Annotated in this window: 16 protein-coding genes; 8 read left to right on the top strand and 8 right to left on the bottom strand. The window is 69.2% G+C overall.

Features of this window, described 5'->3' with window-relative positions:
- Positions 1 to 466: 466 nt before the first annotated feature.
- Positions 467 to 1,957 carry a DUF1254 domain-containing protein gene (locus ABI214_RS03510; RefSeq protein ID WP_348606188.1) on the bottom strand — a complete coding sequence of 497 codons (1,491 nt, stop codon included), beginning with the start codon at positions 1,955 to 1,957 and terminating at the stop codon, positions 467 to 469.
- A 174-nt stretch (positions 1,958 to 2,131) separates the two neighbouring features.
- Here ABI214_RS03510 and ABI214_RS03505 point away from each other — a divergent pair, with 174 nt between their 5' ends.
- On the top strand, positions 2,132 to 3,043 hold the full coding sequence (locus ABI214_RS03505) for a helix-turn-helix domain-containing protein (RefSeq protein WP_348606186.1): 912 nt from the start codon (positions 2,132 to 2,134) through the stop codon (positions 3,041 to 3,043).
- 167 nt (positions 3,044 to 3,210) lie between these two features.
- Here the strand turns inward: ABI214_RS03505 and ABI214_RS03500 are convergent, their stop codons facing one another.
- Positions 3,211 to 3,804, bottom strand: coding sequence for a DUF3000 domain-containing protein (locus ABI214_RS03500; RefSeq protein ID WP_348606184.1), 594 nt, complete (start codon positions 3,802 to 3,804; stop codon positions 3,211 to 3,213).
- 118 nt (positions 3,805 to 3,922) lie between these two features.
- On the opposite strand from ABI214_RS03500, the gene hemE reads away from it, so the two are divergent.
- From hemE to ABI214_RS03465, 7 genes are all read left to right on the top strand, one after another.
- On the top strand, positions 3,923 to 4,990 hold the full coding sequence (gene hemE, locus ABI214_RS03495) for a uroporphyrinogen decarboxylase (RefSeq protein WP_348606181.1): 1,068 nt from the start codon (positions 3,923 to 3,925) through the stop codon (positions 4,988 to 4,990).
- Positions 4,987 to 6,351 carry a protoporphyrinogen oxidase gene (locus ABI214_RS03490; RefSeq protein ID WP_348606179.1) on the top strand — a complete coding sequence of 455 codons (1,365 nt, stop codon included), beginning with the start codon at positions 4,987 to 4,989 and terminating at the stop codon, positions 6,349 to 6,351. The genes hemE and ABI214_RS03490 overlap by 4 nt, the downstream gene beginning before the upstream one ends.
- 4 nt (positions 6,352 to 6,355) lie before the next feature.
- A complete protein-coding gene (gene hemQ, locus ABI214_RS03485; RefSeq protein WP_127915754.1) occupies positions 6,356 to 7,051 on the top strand; it encodes a hydrogen peroxide-dependent heme synthase in 696 nt (231 codons plus the stop codon).
- Between the two features lie 122 nt (positions 7,052 to 7,173).
- Complete coding sequence (locus tag ABI214_RS03480; RefSeq protein WP_348606177.1) at positions 7,174 to 7,608, top strand: hypothetical protein; 435 nt, start codon at positions 7,174 to 7,176, stop codon at positions 7,606 to 7,608.
- Positions 7,609 to 7,658: 50 nt separating this feature from the next.
- The gene (locus tag ABI214_RS03475) at positions 7,659 to 9,929 is read left to right on the top strand and encodes a molybdopterin guanine dinucleotide-containing S/N-oxide reductase (protein ID WP_348611235.1); all 2,271 of its coding nucleotides are present in this window, start codon (positions 7,659 to 7,661) and stop codon (positions 9,927 to 9,929) included.
- A 36-nt stretch (positions 9,930 to 9,965) separates the two neighbouring features.
- Entirely contained in the window at positions 9,966 to 10,316 is a 351-nt protein-coding gene (locus ABI214_RS03470; protein ID WP_348606175.1) for a GntR family transcriptional regulator, read from the top strand.
- Positions 10,313 to 11,320 (top strand): DUF1648 domain-containing protein, encoded by a 1,008-nt coding sequence (locus ABI214_RS03465; protein ID WP_348606173.1) that lies wholly within the window; start codon positions 10,313 to 10,315, stop codon positions 11,318 to 11,320. The genes ABI214_RS03470 and ABI214_RS03465 overlap by 4 nt, the downstream gene beginning before the upstream one ends.
- On the opposite strand, the gene ABI214_RS03460 is transcribed toward ABI214_RS03465, so the two are convergent.
- The 6 genes from ABI214_RS03460 to ABI214_RS03435 form a co-directional block, all read right to left on the bottom strand.
- Positions 11,266 to 11,997, bottom strand: coding sequence for a hypothetical protein (locus ABI214_RS03460; RefSeq protein ID WP_348606171.1), 732 nt, complete (start codon positions 11,995 to 11,997; stop codon positions 11,266 to 11,268). The two genes, ABI214_RS03465 and ABI214_RS03460, sit on opposite strands and share 55 nt — an antisense overlap.
- On the bottom strand, positions 11,994 to 12,356 hold the full coding sequence (locus tag ABI214_RS03455) for a PadR family transcriptional regulator (RefSeq protein WP_348606169.1): 363 nt from the start codon (positions 12,354 to 12,356) through the stop codon (positions 11,994 to 11,996). The genes ABI214_RS03460 and ABI214_RS03455 overlap by 4 nt, the downstream gene beginning before the upstream one ends.
- A gap of 91 nt (positions 12,357 to 12,447) precedes the next feature.
- On the bottom strand, positions 12,448 to 12,885 hold the full coding sequence (msrB, locus tag ABI214_RS03450) for a peptide-methionine (R)-S-oxide reductase MsrB (RefSeq protein ID WP_348606166.1): 438 nt from the start codon (positions 12,883 to 12,885) through the stop codon (positions 12,448 to 12,450).
- A gap of 34 nt (positions 12,886 to 12,919) precedes the next feature.
- Positions 12,920 to 14,170 (bottom strand): glycosyltransferase family 87 protein, encoded by a 1,251-nt coding sequence (locus tag ABI214_RS03445; RefSeq protein WP_408586647.1) that lies wholly within the window; start codon positions 14,168 to 14,170, stop codon positions 12,920 to 12,922.
- A gap of 51 nt (positions 14,171 to 14,221) precedes the next feature.
- Entirely contained in the window at positions 14,222 to 15,784 is a 1,563-nt protein-coding gene (locus ABI214_RS03440) for an alpha/beta fold hydrolase (RefSeq protein WP_348606161.1), read from the bottom strand.
- A gap of 22 nt (positions 15,785 to 15,806) precedes the next feature.
- Positions 15,807 to 16,604 (bottom strand): pyrimidine reductase family protein, encoded by a 798-nt coding sequence (locus ABI214_RS03435; RefSeq protein ID WP_348606159.1) that lies wholly within the window; start codon positions 16,602 to 16,604, stop codon positions 15,807 to 15,809.
- Positions 16,605 to 16,622 lie beyond the last annotated feature (18 nt).

The raw sequence follows: 16,622 nt of genomic DNA, 5'->3' as shown, positions 1-16,622 counted from the left end.
CGAGACAGACACCGCCGTGCGGATCTCGCTGGTCACCGGCACACCGGCGGAATCCAGTCGACATCCGTGTACCCAGACTGAAACCCTGGCCTCGATCGCCGTGCCGTTGGCAGCTCCGCTCGGTCTGCGTGACGTAGTCGACGGCTAAGCGATTGGAGCTGGATCTCGACATGCATCTCGGCCGATCGAAGTGGGACGTGAAGTACGTGAAGTAGGTCGGTCGGCGTGGCCACGAATGTGGGTGACGATGTCGCGGCGAGCCCGGATGCGCTCGGTGTCGGCCGGGTTGTCGGTCCACTTCGTGCTGATGTGGTGCGCCTTGCAGAAGGCTGCGACATCGGGCCCGAGGAGCGCCCGTGTCTGCCCGGTGCGGGTGGCTGCGGGGGATCCCGCGGCCACCCGCACACGTTCGACGGCACGGACCGCTGGCCGTCAAGCCCTGAGCTGGCAGTGCAGTCCGCTACCTCTACTTGTCAGAGCGGTTGGTCCTGCTGATGTCCGCAAGTGGCCACTTGCCGGCGTAGTAGTCCTCGGTCGGGGCATAGAGGCGGAAGAGGACCAGGAAGCCTTGCTGGGGAATGGTCTTGATCCAGTTCGACTTCAGCGGGTCTTCGGGTTCATTCGGGCTGAATACCAGGTCGATCGAGCCGTCCGGATTCTTGGTGAGGTCCTTCAGGGATGACAGGGACGGCTTTTTCTGGTCGGTGTCGATGAAGCTGAAGTCCTCGGCGTCGTAGAGCGACGCCGACCAGTAGCCGCGGATCGGCGCGTTGGCCGGGATATGGAGTCGGTACTCGTTCGAACCGTCGAGGAACACTCCGTCGCTGTCGCGGTAGGAGGTCAGATATGCGGCGCCGGTGTTGACCGGTGGAGTGGCGTTGGGGTCGAGGAATTTCTGCATCGCAAATCCGTAGCGGAAGAGTGCCGCACGTTCGTCGAGTTCCGTTGCGGCGCCGAGTTCCTGCGAGTAATGGGTCATGCCAGTCGGGTTGCGCCACTGGGTATTCGGATAGACACTCGGGCGATCGGTCCTCGAGTTGACCTCGAGGTTTGCGACCATCTTGCGGCCGGTGTCGGCTGCGCGCTCGAGGATCGCGCGAACCCGCTCGTCTGGCTCGAAGGCTTCTCCCGGCTTGATGCCGAGTGGCGCCAGCATCCCGTACATCATCCGGTCACGTTCTTCGGGCGCCTCTGTGCGGAGCGCCTTCGCCATCAGGGTGTAGTAGTCGAGCCCGCGGCGGGTCAGACCGTTGTAGTCGTCGTGGCCCATGTTGTGGTTTCGCGGCGCGGGCGGGTTGTCAACCTGGGAGTAGGGGTACAGGTTTGTCGCCCGCAGGCGGTCAGCGGCGCTGGCCACCGAGTCCCCGGGGCCCCGAACGGCGCGCAGGAAAAGCATGCCGGTGTTGGTCTTGGCCTGACTCACGAAGTACCCGTCCCTTGGCAGTGGCCCTTGGTAGCCAGGGGGAATGACGAGGTACTTGCCGCCGGCCCCGTGGTCGGGACCGACACCGCCGACGTCTTCGGTGGGCCGCTGCCACGCGTCGAGGATGACGCCATACTGGCCATTGGCTGGGATTTCGACGACCATGGGCCCGGTCTGTGACAAGTCGAAGTAGCTGAATGAGTAGACGACATCGTCGTTACCGGTCTGCAGCTTCTGGTTCACCTGTTCGAGCTGGTCGAAGATGAACAGTTCCATCGGCTCGATCCCGATCTCACGCGCGCCCTCGGCCATCGACGCGAGGCCGACGAGCGGCTGTGCCCATATGTACGACTGGACCGCGCGTTGGTAGTCGAGTTCGTCGTAGAGCGCCTGTTTGGTGGCTTCGCTGGGGTAGTTCGTCCTTTCCATGTCGAAGGTGGGGTGGGCGCTCGGAGATGCCGCTGACGCGCATCCGGCACTCACGAGGACCGATGCTGCAATCGCGCAGGACAGCAGCGCCTTGTTTCGTTTCACAGATCAAGCTCCTTCGGGCATCCTGTCCGCCGCCCGGATCCAGGTTTCCGAAATCAGGGATGTGGGCGGACACGATTCGTCACTGCGAACGCTCGCGCCGGGAGGACTGCGCATGCTAGAGTGACGAATATTCGTCATTTCGTCGCCAAAATATCGACGTACCCGGGATGGTAAATGGAAGCATTGGAGCAAGGCAATACCCGTGACCCATTGAGCCGTCAGGCCTCACCCCCAACCGATCGAGTTGTGGCGGTCGTGGAGTTACTCGCCACCACGCGCGAGCCAAGTTCGGTCGCCGCGATCGCATCGCGGTTGCATCTCAACCGCTCGACCGTCACGGCGATCCTGGAATCTCTTGACCGCGTGGGGTGGGTGCAACGACGGCAGGATCGCAAGTACACCCTCGGCGCCGGGTTGGTCAGCGTGGTCGAGGCCGTCCGGGTGTCCGTGCCGCTACTCGATGGGGCAGAGCAGCTGATGCAGGACCTCGCGCGGCGAACCGGGTGCGGTGCGGCGCTAATCCTTGTTGGCTCGACCCAGGTCACCTTCGTCAACATCGCCCGTGGCGGAGGCGGCATCCCTGCAGGAGTTGAGGTGGGCGTACACCTGCCGCTCGCCGCACCGATGGGTGCCACGGTGGTGGCCAACCGAGACGAGGATGAGCAGCGGGCGTGGCTCGCCACCGGACCCGAGAGTGAAAGGCCGGCGTTCGAGGGCCTGCTGAGCGAGGTCCGACGGCAAGGAGGTGCGGTATTCGGCCTGGGCGACACCGCCCCTCAGATCCTGAGTGTCCTGAGCGACATGGTCGACCTCCTGACCGAGCACCCGACACAAGCGCCCTTGCGCCGGAAGGTGTTGGACCTCCTCATGGGCCTGGGAGGTCGCGCCTACACCAAGGCGGAACTCGCGGTCGCCGACCCACTGCCGGTGAGCTATGTGAGCGTGCCGGTGTTCGACAATCGCGGGCGAGCACAGTACGAGCTGCAGGTCGGACCGCTGCGCACCGGCGTGAGCAAGGCTGAACGTGAACTGTATCTCCGCGAGATCCAACACACGGCAAGCGAGCTCGGCGCACTCCGACCGTAGGCGGGAAGGGATCCCCGACTCTTCGCTCGGCTTGGTGAGGACGGGGAGGCGTGGCACGACTTCGACTGGTTTCGACCGGCCGGGGCGACGGGTGGGGGAGGGAGCTAGCGGTCGCCTACCTCGTGAGCGAGCGGTTCGGGATCGACGCGGCGGAACGGGTGTGGGGTTCAGGGCCTCGGTCGGCGACCGAGCTTGGTGACCCCCGCGGGCGGAAGGCCGGCGGCGTACGCGAGGACGTCGCAGAACGCCTCGACGTGCGAGGCCAGCGCGGTGGACGTCGCGGTCCACGACGCCCGCAGCTCCAGTTGGTGCGCGTGCGGTGGGCCCGCGATGTCGCCGTACCGCACCGAGCTGGTGGCAGTGACGGTGCCGCCCAGCGCGACGATCTCGTCGGCCTTCTCGGCGAGCGCGTCGACCAGCCAGCTCCACGCGACCTCAGGGAGCAGGGGATCGGCGGCGAGGGCGGGTTCGAGGTCGGCCTGGATGTACGCGACCAACCGCATCGTGCCGTTCCACGCCTCGTCGCCGTCCGGGTCGTACAGCAGGATCAGGCGCCCGAACGCGTCCCCCTCGGTGTGCTCCGCGACGGTGCCGGTGTCGGCATGGCGCACCTCGGCACCAATCGCGTAGCTGAACGGCGCGAGTCGTTGCGGCGGGCGGATGGGCCCGAGCTCGATTTCCGGGTGAACCGCGGCCGAGTTCATCGCGTCGACTGCGGCGCGGAACTGGGCGGGTTCTTTCGGTGTTCCCGGGGTCGTCACAACTGCGGACGTTAGACGCAGCACCTGGTAGGGCGTCGGAGGCGCGCCGATTCTGCCGGGCGTCCAAGTCGTGGCAGCATGGAGCCCGATGAGCGGCTTGGAAGATACGAATGCAGGGATGAGCGGGCGCGCGGAATACCCCGCTCGGCGGGTGCTCGACGACGCACCGTTGTTGGCGGCGGCCACCGGCCGTCCGGTGAAGCATCGGCCCGTGTGGTTCATGCGTCAGGCCGGACGCTCGTTGCCGGAGTACCGGGAGATCCGGGCGGGCATCGGGATGCTCGAATCCTGTTTCGACCCGGAACTCGTCTGCGAGATCACGATGCAGCCCGTCCGGCGGCACAAGGTCGACGCGGCGATCCTGTTCTCCGACATCGTCGTTCCGCTCAAGGCGGCCGGCATCGACCTCGACATCGTCGCGGGGGTGGGCCCCGTCGTGGCGAACCCGGTGCGGTCGGTGGCTGACGTGGCCGCCCTGCCGCGGCTGGTGCCCGACGAGGTCGGCGCCGTCGCGCAGGCCGTGCGCCTGCTCACCGCCGAGCTCGGCGAGACCGCGCTGATCGGTTTCGCCGGTGCGCCCTTCACGCTCGCGTCGTACCTCGTCGAGGGCGGTCCGAGCCGCAATCACGAGCGCACCAAGGCCCTCATGCACGCCGACCCCAAGACGTGGCACGCGCTGCTCGGCCGCATCACCGACATCACCATCGCGTTCCTGCAGGCGCAGCTGCACGCGGGTGTCGACGCGGTGCAGCTGTTCGACTCGTGGGCCGGTGCGCTGTCGCTGGCCGAGTACCGCGAGTTCGTGCTGCCGCACTCCGAGCGCGTGTTCGTCGAGGTCGAATCGGCTGGCGTGCCGCGCATCCACTTCGGTGTCGGCACCGGTGAGCTGCTGGGCGCGATGGGCGAGGCAGGCGCCGACGTCGTCGGTGTGGACTGGCGCATCCCGCTCGACGTGGCCGCGCGGCGCGTCGGACCGGGCAAGGCGCTGCAGGGCAACCTGGACCCGGCGGTGCTGTTCGCCGGCTGGGACGCGGTCGAGAAGCAGGTCCGTCGCATCTGCCGCGAGGCGGACGCCGCGATCGCGGCCGGCGCGACCGGGCACATCTTCAACCTCGGACACGGCGTGCTGCCGGACACCGATCCGGCCGTCCTGACCGACGTCGTGGAGCTGGTGCATTCGTTGTGACATCTGGGCGCGTCTCGGTAGCGGTCGTCGGTGGCGGCGTCACCGGACTGGTCGCGGCGTACCGCCTGCGGCAGCAGTTCGGTGCCGACGCCGAGATCACCGTCGTCGAGGCGGCGTCCCGGTTCGGCGGCAAGCTGCGGACGGTGTCCCTGGGCAACGGTCCGGTCGACGTGGGCGCCGAGGCGTTCATCGCCCGGCGGCCCGAGGTCGCGGAGCTGATCGTCGAACTGGGCCTCGAGGACCAGCTGGTCCATCCCGCCGGACGACAGCCCCTCATCTGGTCGCAGGGGTCGCTGCACCCGCTGCCCACCCGCACACTCATGGGCGTCCCGTCGACCGCACAGTCCGTGGCCGGTCTCGTCGACGCCGACACCCTCGCGCGAATCACGGCTGAGCCGTCGGTGCCGCTGGACTGGGATCCGTCCGAGGACCTCGACGTGGCGACACTGGTGGGCAGCCGATTCGGCGAGCAGGTGGTGCGCCGGAGCGTCGACCCGCTGCTCGGCGGCGTCTACTCGGGCCTGTCCGACTCGATCGGTGTGCGGGCCGCGCTGCCGACCCTGGCGGCCGCGCTCGACGCGGGTGCGACGAGTCTCACGTCCGCGGTCACGGCCGCGCTGCCGACGCCGTCGCCCGGCCCGGTCTTCGGCACCCTGCGCGACGGTTACGGCGTGCTACTGGACGCGCTGCGCGACGCGGCCCGCCCGCACACGATCCTCGAGGCGCCGGCGACCGGCCTGCGCCGCGACGGTGACGGCTGGTGGCTCGACCCGGTCGGGCACGTCGACGGCGTGGTCGTCGCCGCCCCCGCCCCGGAGATGGTCCGTCTGGTCGCCGATGCGGCGCCGCGACTGGCCGCCGCCGCCCGCGGCATCGAACTCGCGTCGTCCGCGGTCGTGGCGCTCGCGCTGCCCCGCGACGCGGGCGTCCCGGAGAACTCCGGCATCCTCGTCGCGACGGGGGAGTCGTTGGGTGCCAAGGCCTTCACGCTGTCGAGCCGCAAGTGGCCCCACCTGGCCGAGCGGGAGGTCGCGCTGGTGCGTGCGTCGTACGGCCGCTTCGGTGACGCCGCTGTGGTCGACGCACCCGACGCCGAGCTGATCGCGATGGCGCGCGCCGACCTCGAGACCGTCACCGGGGTGTCGGCCGAACCGGCGGACGTGTTCGTCCAGCGCTGGCGCGGCGGGCTGCCGCAGTACGCGCCCGGTCACCTCGATCGGGTCGCCGCGATCGAGGGCGCTGTCGCCGAGGCGGACGGCCTCGAGGTGGCGGGCGCCTACCTGCACGGGGTCGGGGTCCCGGCGTGCGTCGCATCGGCCACGACGGCGGCGACACGGCTCGCGGCACGAGTGGCAGGATGAGGCCATGGCACGCCTCGATTTCGACAAGCTCAATTCCACCCTTCGCTACGCGATGTTCTCGGTCTTCCAGGCTCAGCCCGGCGTCCTCGGTGAGGACCGCGCCGCCGCGGTGAAGAACGCGCAGGACTTCTTCGCCTCCTACGAGGACACCGACACAGTCGTCCGCGGCATCTACGACGTCGCGGGTGTCCGCGCCGACGCCGACTACATGATCTGGACGCACGCGGAGCGCCTCGAGGATCTGCAGAAGCTGTACGCGGACTTCCGCCGCACCACCGACCTGGGCCAGGCCAGCGACCCGGTGTGGTCCAACGTCGCGCTGCACCGTCCCGCCGAGTTCAACAAGAGCCACGTCCCGGCGTTCATCGCTGGCGAGGAGCCGGGCGACTATATCTGCGTGTACCCGTTCGTGCGCTCCTACGAGTGGTACCTGCTGCCCGACGCCGACCGCCGCAAGATGCTCGCCGATCACGGCATGGCCGGCCGCACCTACCCGGACGTCCGCGCCAACACGGTCCCGGCGTTCGCACTCGGCGACTACGAGTGGATCCTCGCGTTCGAGGCCCCGAAGCTCGACCGCATCGTCGACCTGATGCGCGACCTGCGCGCGACCGAGGCCCGCATGCATGTGCGCGAGGAGACGCCGTTCTTCACGGGTCCGCGCGTGAGCGTCGAGCAGCTGGTCAACTCGCTGCCCTGATCCGACACCTAAACACCCCGCACCGGACAGGTGCGGGGTGTTTTCGTGCGTACGTCGACGCGAGGCGGGTCTGGCTTCGTATCCTGAGCACACACTTGCGGGCCCACGAGAGGGGCATTGCGATGCGGAGTGCACGACGGCTTCTCGGTGCGGGAGTAGTCACGGCCGGCGTCGTGGCCGGGCTCGCATCGGGCCCGATTCCCCAGGCGTCGGCCGCGCCCACGGTGAACACCTTCCAGATTCCCCTCGTCGTGAACACCGGCATCTGGGCATGCAGCGCGTATCACACGTTCTGCTCCTACACCCCGACGGCGATCACGGGTGAGACACCCGGGATGGTGACGTTCCCCGCCCGATACCCGGCCGAGCCGGGAGAGCCGACCGTCAAGGGCAGCTACTACATGCATTGGCGAAACCTCGCCACCGGAGCCTCCGGGATGCTGGTGGTTCCCAACAGCGAGGCGGTCAGCGTGTACACCGGTGCCGGTCCCGTGACCGCGTCGATGACGACGGGCTACGAGATCATCGCCGGAACGGGCGTCTTCGTCGTGCCGTGATCCCCGCTGGCAGACTGAGGTCCGTGAGTTCGGCGGCGCGGTACCAGCACATGGCGCACTGGGGCATGTTCGAGGTGGAGGCGGCCGACGGCGACGTGAGCGCGGTGCACCCCTACACGGGGGACTCCGATCCGTCCCCGATCCTGGGGAACCTGCCCGGGTCGGTGCGGCACCGCTCCCGCATCACCGGTCCGGCGGTCCGGCGCGGCTGGCTCGAGCGCGGCCCCGGCCCGTCCGACATGCGCGGCGCCGACGAGTTCGTGGCCGTGTCGTGGGACGAGTTGCTGGACCTGCTGGCGCGGGAGCTGCGCCGCGTCGTCGACGAGCACGGCAACCGCGCGATCTTCGGGGGCTCCTACGGCTGGGCGAGCGCGGGCCGGTTCCACCACGCGCAGAGTCAGGTGCACCGGTTCCTCAACATGCTCGGCGGCTACACCCGCTCGGTGCACACCTATTCGCTCGGCGCGACCGGCGTCATCATGCCGCGCGTCGTCGGCACGCACTGGAAGCTGTTCGCCCGCTCCACCAACTGGGACGTCATCGCCGACCACACCGATCTGATGGTGTGCTTCGGCGGAGTGCCGCTGAAGAACACCGCCGTCAACAGTGGTGGCACCAGCGAACACCCGACCCGCGGCGGTCTCGACCGCCTGCGTGAGCGCGGCGGCGAGGTGGTCTCGATCAGCCCCCTGCGCGACGACCTGCACGGACGGTGCGAGTGGATCGCGCCGATCCCGGGATCCGACGTCGCGATCATGCTCGGCCTCGCGCATGTGCTGGCGTCGGAGGGGCTGCACGACAACGACTTCCTCGACCGGTACTGCGTCGGCTACGACCGGTTCGAGCGCTACCTGCTCGGTACCGACGACGGCATTCCGAAGACCCCGGAGTGGGCGTCCGCGCTGTCGGGGGTGCCTGCACGTGACATCGTCGCGCTCGCCCGCCGGATGGTCGCGGGACGCACGATGGTCACCGTGACCTGGTCGCTGCAGCGCGTCCGGTACGGCGAGCAGGCCCCGTGGATGGGGGTGACGCTCGCCGCGATGCTCGGCCAGATCGGGCTTCCCGGAGGCGGATTCGGCCACGGCTACGGGTCGATGAACGAGCCCGGACTGGCCCCGGTGCCGTACCCGCTGCCGACGCTGTTCCAGGGCAGCAACCCGGTGCCCGACCTCATCCCGGTGGCAGCGATCGCGGATCTGCTGCTGCACCCGGGGGAGGAGTTCGACTTCGACGGCCGGCGCCTCACCTACCCGGAGACCCGCCTGGTCTACTGGGCCGGCGGCAACCCGTTCCACCACCACCAGGACCTGGCCCGGCTGCGGCGCGCACTGGCCCGACCGGACACGATCGTCGTGCACGAGCCGTATTGGACGCCGATGGCCCGGCACGCCGACATCGTGGTGCCGTCGACCACGTCGCTCGAGCGCAACGACCTCGCGTGCACCCGCAACGATCCGCTGCTGGTCGCCATGCACCAGGCAGCCCCCCGGTACGCCGACGCGCGCGACGACTACGACACGTTCTCGGCGCTCGCGCACCGTCTCGGGTTCGGGGAACGCTTCACCGAGGGCCGTAAGGCGCAGCAGTGGATCGAGCACCTGTACGAGCAGTGGCGCGGATTCGTGCTGGCGGACCCGGCGCATGTGGAGGCGCCCGAGTTCGACGAGTTCTGGCAGCGCGGGCACGTGCGGATGCGTACCGAGGATGGGCTGTCCCTCTTCTCCGAGTTCCGGGACGATCCGCAGCGCAACCCGTTGACCACGCCGAGCGGGCGGATCGAGATCTTCTCCGCCGACATCGACGGCTTCGGATACGACGACTGCGCCGGCCACCCGCGCTGGTACGAGCCCGACGAGTGGCTCGGCGGCGACCGCGCCCGAACCTTCCCGCTGCACCTGATCGCGAATCAGCCCAGGACCCGCCTGCACGGGCAACTCGACCACGGCGCCGCCAGCCAGGCGTCGAAGATTCACGGTCGTGAACCGATCCGGCTGCACCCGGACGACGCCGCCGTACGCGGATTGGCTGCCGGCGACGTGGTCCGGGTGTTCAACGACCGCGGAGCCTGCCTCGCCGGCCTCGTGCTCGACGACGACGTCCGACCCGGGGTGGTGCAGTTGTCCACGGGGGCCTGGTACGACCCGCTCGACCCGGCCGACCCCGACTCGATGTGCGTGCACGGCAACCCCAACGTGCTCACCGCCGACGTGGGCGCCTCGCGCCTGTCGCACGGGTGCACGGGGCAGCACGTCCTGGTGCAGGTCGAGCGTTTCGACGACGAACTTCCTCCGATCAAGGCGTTCGATCCGCCGCTCTGACTTGTTCTATTTGAACTAGAACAATATGGTGAGTGTGTGCTCATCCGTATCGATCAGTCGTCCGCCGTACCCCTGTACGAGCAGTTCGCCGCGTCCGTGCGCGGCGCCATCGCCGACGGTTCGGTCGCGGTCGGGGAGCGGTTGCCCTCCGCCCGTGACCTGGCGGCATCGCTGGACGTCAACATCCACACCGTGCTCCGCGGATACCAACTGCTGCGTGACGAGGGGCTGATCGAACTGCGCCGCGGGCGCGGTGCAGTGGTGGCCGCGGACGCTTCGGCCCGGAGTCGGTTGCTCGACGCGGTCCGCGGACTCGTCACCGAGGCCAAGCGGCACGGCATGAGTGCTGCAGACCTGCTCGACCTCGTAAAAAGGGAGATGGCATGACCGAATCGATTCAGGCGCAGAGGGTTTCGTGGATCAGGGGCCTCGCCGGCGCGTTGCTCGTCCCGGTGGTCGCGGCGGCAGGTTCGATCGCCGTGCTCACGGCATGGGCCGGCGACCTGCCCGATCCGGTCGCCATCCACTTCGGGTCGGGCGGGGCCGCGGACGGTTTCGCCTCACGCGCTGCGGCGCAGTGGTCGCCATTGCTGGGGCTCGTCTTCGCGGTGCTCCTCGGCGGAATTCTGTTGCTGCTCACGCGGCGTGACGTGCGTGCGGCCCGGATGGGGGCCGCGATCGCGTCCGGTACCGGCACCGCGGTCGCGGTCCTGCCGATCGGCATGCTCGTCGCCCAGCGCGGCCTCACCGACGCGTCAGAGGCCTCGTTCTCCGGATGGTGGCTCGTACCGACGGTGCTCGTCGGAATCGTCGCGGCGGTCGCCGGGTCCGCGCTGGTCGGGCGCCCCGATCCGGTGGGGGTGGTCGCCGTGGCCCCGCCGTCGGACGCGGCACGGATGGATCTCGCCGATACTGAGACCGTCGTGTGGACGGGGACGGCGGCGATGCCGCGCTGGCTCGCGACGGTACTCGCGCTGGTCCCGGTGGTGATCGTCGTGTCGGTCGTCTGGGCGGCGTCCGAGGACGCGGTGCCGATGCTGCTGGTCGCCGCGGTCGTCGGCGCGCTGCTGATGGGACTTACCCTCGCGCCCGTGCACGTCGTGGTGGACGGCCGTGGCCTCGAGACGCGGTACGTCCTCACCGGTGGCCGACGCCGGATCCCGCTCGACGAGATCGCCCGCGCCGACGTCGTAAAGATCGGGCTGATCAACCGCTACGGCGGCATCGGCTACCGGGTCGGTCCCGACGGTGTCGGTCTGCTGATCCGCCCGGGCGCGGCGCTGCGCGTGACTCGCGGCGACGGATCCAAGTTCACCGTCACCGTCGACGGCGCGGATCAGGCGGCAGCCGTGCTGAATTCGCTCGCGGCACGCGGACGCGTCGCCAGGTAGCGAGCAATCGCCACCGTCGCCACGAGGCTCACGCTCACGGCGACGATCACTGCGACGAAGGTGCGTGGCTCGGTGGTGAACCCCAGGATCCGTGCGACCCCGACGCCCGCCGCCGTTGCCACGGCGGCGCCGGCGGGCAGGGTGGCGGCGAGCCACCGGGCCGTGTCGGCAGCTTGGGGGTCGCGCACCAGGCGCAACGCTGCGAAACCTCCTGCGACGGCAAGTACGTAGGCGAGCACGCCCGTGACCGCGTAGATGCCGAAGATGAGATATGCGGGTTCGATCTGCAGGACGCTCGTCTTGCCGATCCCTGACAACTCCTCTGGGGTCGGGGTTTTGAATCCCGTGTAGAGGATCACCGCCAGCAGCGTGAAACCGACAGCGATGCCGCCGAGAACTACCGGAACGACCAGTGGCAGGCGCAGGGAGCGCCCCGACAGTTCGCGCTCGTCGGCCCAGGCCCGCAGTGTCTCTTCCCGATTGTTGCCGACCACCGAGCTCGCGGGCAGTCCGTCGGCGTCGGCTGCGGTCAGTTCGTCCGACAGTTCGGTGAGCAGAGCGCGGCGGTCCACGCGTCGAACCCCCGCTCTGCGCCAAATGCGCTTGGCGTCGCGCAGGATCTTCGGACCGTCTTCCGGCCCTGCCGGTTCCGTGCGTTCGATGCTTACCTCGATCATGCTGATTCCTCCCCTGATGTGGTTTCCGAGATCGGATCAAGTAGTGCGGTGACACTCTTGGCCACCGTGGACCATTCGGCGGTGCCCTCGGCAAGGGCTTTGCGGCCGGCGTCGGACAACGAGTAGTACTTCCTCGGCGGGCCCGATTCGGATCGGCGGCTTTCGGATTCGACCAATCCGGCCTTCTCGAGGCGGGCGAGCAGTGGGTAGGACGAACCTCCCGCGACCAGCAGGTCCCGCTCGGCCAGTCTCTCGGTGAGTTCGTAGCCGTAGACGGGTTGTTCCCGAAGCAGTGCGAGCAGGCAGATATCGAGCACGCCTCGGAGGATCAGGCTGCGGCGTTCGACCGATGGACTCATGCACAGCAAGGTAGCAGTACCTTGGTGAGCAAGGTAGTGAAACGAGAGATTGCCCCGGCGACTGGCGGCGTCGCCGGGGCAATCCTCCGTTCTAGGAGCCGTCGGCTGGCTGGAGCGTGAGCGAGATGCTGTTGATGCAGTACCGCTGGTCTGTCGGGGTGGGGTAGCCCTCGCCCTCGAAGACGTGGCCGAGGTGGCTGTGGCAGTTGCTGCACAGGACCTCGACGCGGCGCATCCCCAGCGAGTCGTCGGAGCGCAGGATCACCGCGTCGGAGTCGGACGGATCGAAGAACGACGGCCAGCCGCAGTGCGATTCGAACTTCTCGGTGCTGCGGAACAGCTCGGCGCCGCAGGCGCGGCACGAGTACACGCCCTCCGTCTTGGTGTTCGTGTACTCGCCGACGTGCGGCGGCTCGGTGCCGGCCTGACGGAGCACGTGATACTCCTCAGGTGTCAGGTGCGCGCGCCACTCACCGTCGTTGCGGCGAAATCGCGGTTCGGGGAGGCCGGAATCCTGTGTGGAACTCATGCCTCCACGCTAATACGACGCGGCGCGGGCCGCGTCACACCTTGGCGGGCGTCGGGGCGGCCGCGGTGGTGTCGGCGACGAGGAAGTCCGGGTCGATGCCCTGGTCGAGGCGACCCTCGCGCTTCGCGGTGAGGTACCGGTTGACCAGAACCGCGAAGATGACGATGAGCAGCAGGCTCCAGCCCATCGTGGGCTTGAGGTATTCGGCGGCTCGGCCGGCCTCCAGGAATCGGTGCGAGATCCACTCGTCCGCGCTGAGGCATCCGTAGAGCGCGAGCCATGCCGGCCAGTTCCGCATCACCGAGTTGCGCAGCACGACGGTCATGACGAGCGGGAAGAGCAGCATCGAGTAGTACATCTGGCCGAGCGACAACAGCAGGAACGACGCCGCCATCAGCACACCGGTCGTAGTCGCGACGAAGAACAGCTCGTCCTGCCGGTAGTACCGGTACAGCAGCCACAGCGACACCGCGACCATGGCGGCGAACGTGATTCGCAGCGCCCAGATCAGCGCGACCGGCAGGCCGTAGTAGGTGCCGTTGCCGACGATCGAGCTGTTGAAGTAGTCGCGCGACTCCGACAGATACGGCAGCGTGTGGGTGACGAAATCCATCGGATCGACCGACAACGGCCACGCCACCGCCATGAGGACGACGGGAATGCCGATCGCGGTGACGAACACCTTCCACTGGCCGCGCACCAACGGCAGCAACAGCAGTGGCGCGAGAATCGGTTTGACCGCCAACGTCAGTCCGATCGCGGCACCCGACCACAGGTCCTTCCGGCGAAGCAGCAGGAGCAGGAACGCGACTTCGCCGAGCAGGACCAGGCCGTTGACATTCGAGAACACGAGGGTGTTCGACACCGTCTCGGTCGAGAACGCCGCGAACAACAGGATGGGTGCGGCCACCGAGTTCAGCGTCAGGTCGAACATCTTGAGCAGCAGATACAGCGCGATGATGACGGCGATCGCGTTGGCCAGGATGAACAGCCAGCGCGACTTCTCGGGATCGATGAGCGCGATCGGCGACAGCAGCAGAGTGCCACTCGGCTGGTAGAGGTAGTGCGGGTCCACCGAATTGAAGTTGGCGGTGTAGACCTCGCGACGATTGAGGAACGCCAACGCCGCCTGGTACACGGGCGAGAAGTCGTCGGTGACGGATCCGTTGACCGCCTTGACGACTACCCGGTGGATCACCGTCATCACGGCGAGGGGCCAGAGCGCGAAGTTGATGACCTCGGCGGTGGTGCGGCCGGTACGCGGCTCGAATCGTCGAAGGAACACTACGGCACGGTACACCGCGCGGCGGTCGGGTCGGGTCGGCCACCCCGAGGGTCACGCCGGGCAGGCGCTCCCGTTCGTCGGCAGCGCGGCGGAATCCAGGTAGCGGACGAGAGATCGGCGGGCACAGTCCGAGTGCGTCGTGACCGGATGCCCGTAACCCGCCCAGGTCACGTTCGACCACGTGGTGTCCGCGCTCGTGAGGGTTCCGGTGACCGTGGCGACCCCGCCATCGCCGACGACCGGATCGGCGGCGCCGTTGAACACGAGGACCGGCACCGGGATCGCGCTCGGAAGCGGCGGCGGTGACATCGTCGGCCACGCGGAGCACCGCATGAGCCCGACGGCGGCGTCCGCGCCGAACACCGGATACCGCTCGGCCCATGTCCGTTGAAGTTCCTTCGCGCGTCCGGGTCCCGGCCACTGCTGGCCGTCGCTGCAGCGCGCCACGAACTGACCGTCGGTGCCGACGGCGGCCTCCGTCCGGCCGATCAGCCCCTGCAGCGGCGCAAGGTCACCGCGTCCGGCCGCCGCCAGCACGTCCGAGAGCTCGCGCACCCGGCCCACCTGATCACCGCGCGGTGACCCGAGGAACGACGAGACGGCGGTCAGCAGGGCGCTCGACGACACCGTCCCGAGTTCGCCCGCCGCCGCGCGGTCACGCAGTGCCACGATCGCGGCGGACGGGTCCGGGCCCAGCGAGCAGTTCAACGCGGCGCAGCGGCGGCTGAAATCGGCGAGGGCCGCCTCCTGACCCTGGACGCGCTGCTCGGCGGCGGTCGCCGCGTCGGCGGTGGTCGCGACGGGCGAGTCCAGCACCAGCCGGCCCACCCGGCTCGGATACTTCGCGGCGTAGGCCAACGCGACCGCGGAGCCGTTGCCGGTGCCCAGCAGGCCGAGAGCGTCGACCTGCCACAGCTTCCGGAGCTGCTCGAGGTCGTCGGCGGCGTGCGCGGTGTCGAACGCCAGCTCCTGCGGCTGAAGCGAATCGGTGCATGCCACGGTCGCGTCACGGCTCATCGCGGCAACCTCGTCGACGCCGGACGTGTCGCCGGGTGTGAACTGGCCGAGATCGGCGAGGCCGCGACGGTCGACGGTCCGACCGCAGTCGATCGGCGTCGACGCGCCGATACCCCGCCGGTCGACCGCGACGATCGGCTGCCGCTCGAGCAGCCCCGAACTGGGGCCGGTCGCCAGTGCGGCCAGCGTGCTCGTCGACGTGACGTCGGAACCCGACGTGAGGACCAGCGGCGCGGCGTCTGCGGGAGTCTGCGGCAGGCGGGCGCGCGCGGCGCCGACCTGGAGCGGGCCCGTTCCGCTGCCGCCGTCGATCGGAGCGACCAGGGTCGCGCACTCGAATGTCAGGCCCTCCGGGCCGGAGTCGAGCCCGAGCGCCCGGAGGGTGGCGTCCTTGCAGTCCGTCCAGTCGAGGTCCCGGACCGGGGTCTGCAGCTGCGGGATCCGGTCCGCCGTGTCGGATGTCGGTGCGGAGCCGCCACCGTGCTCGACCACCGCGATGTCGGGTCGATCGGACGGTCCGGCGCCGCACGCCGTGCAGGCGGCGAGCACGGCACCGGCGATCGCTGCGACACCGACCCTGCTCACAAGCGACTGCATGCCGGACAGCCTGCCAGGTCGGTCACTGATCACGCGTGCGCACCCATCGCGTCAGCAGGGTCCCGTCGTCGTCCCCGAGGACGTGCACACGGGTCATCGGCGTCGGATTCGCGTCGGGGGAGACCGCGATCCGTCCGGCCCGTCCGGCCACCAGTTGCGGGGAGGTCGTCAGGCACAGTTCGTCGACGACGCCGGCCGCGGTCAGGGTGCCGAACAGGCCGGGCCCGCCCTCGCACAGCACGCGGCGCAGCCCCCGCCGTTGCAGGGCCGCGACGACCGCGGTTCCCGTGACGTTCCCGTCGGAGACGATCTCGACGCGGGCGCCCGCGTCGCGCAGGCGGGAGAGGTCGCCGGCGTCGGCGCGGGCGGAGGTCAGCACCAACGGCGGGACGACGGTGTCGGTGAGCAGTCGCGACGTCGGGTCGACGCGGCCGCTCGCGGTGATCACGGCGATCGGCGGGACCTCGGACAGCCCGGATCCGAGCCGGCGCCGGGCGAGGGCCGGGTCGGTGCGTGCGCCGCCGTAGTTCTCGGTGCGGGCCGTGCCGGCGCCCACGACGATCACGTCGGCGAGTTCCCGGAGCACCGTGAACACCCGCTTGTCCGCGGGCGTCCCGAGGCCCCCGCTGGCGCCGTCGACGGTCACCGCGCCGTCGACGCTGGAGACGAAGTTGACGCGGACCCACGGTCGGTCGAGCGCGGCCGGATAGCCGTACAGTGAACGCAGGTCGTCGTCGCTCAGCTCCGGCGGCCGGCCGGTGCTGCCTTGGTCGCGTGTGAGGTAGGTCGCAATATCCAGACGGTGCACGTGTTCGATCACAGCACGTCGATACGCTCT

It is taken from the genome of Prescottella soli (assembly GCF_040024445.1).
GTDB lineage: Bacteria > Actinomycetota > Actinomycetes > Mycobacteriales > Mycobacteriaceae > Prescottella > Prescottella soli.
The sequence above is the reverse complement of the archived record's forward strand: the minus strand, read 5'-3'. Positions and strand labels throughout refer to the sequence as shown.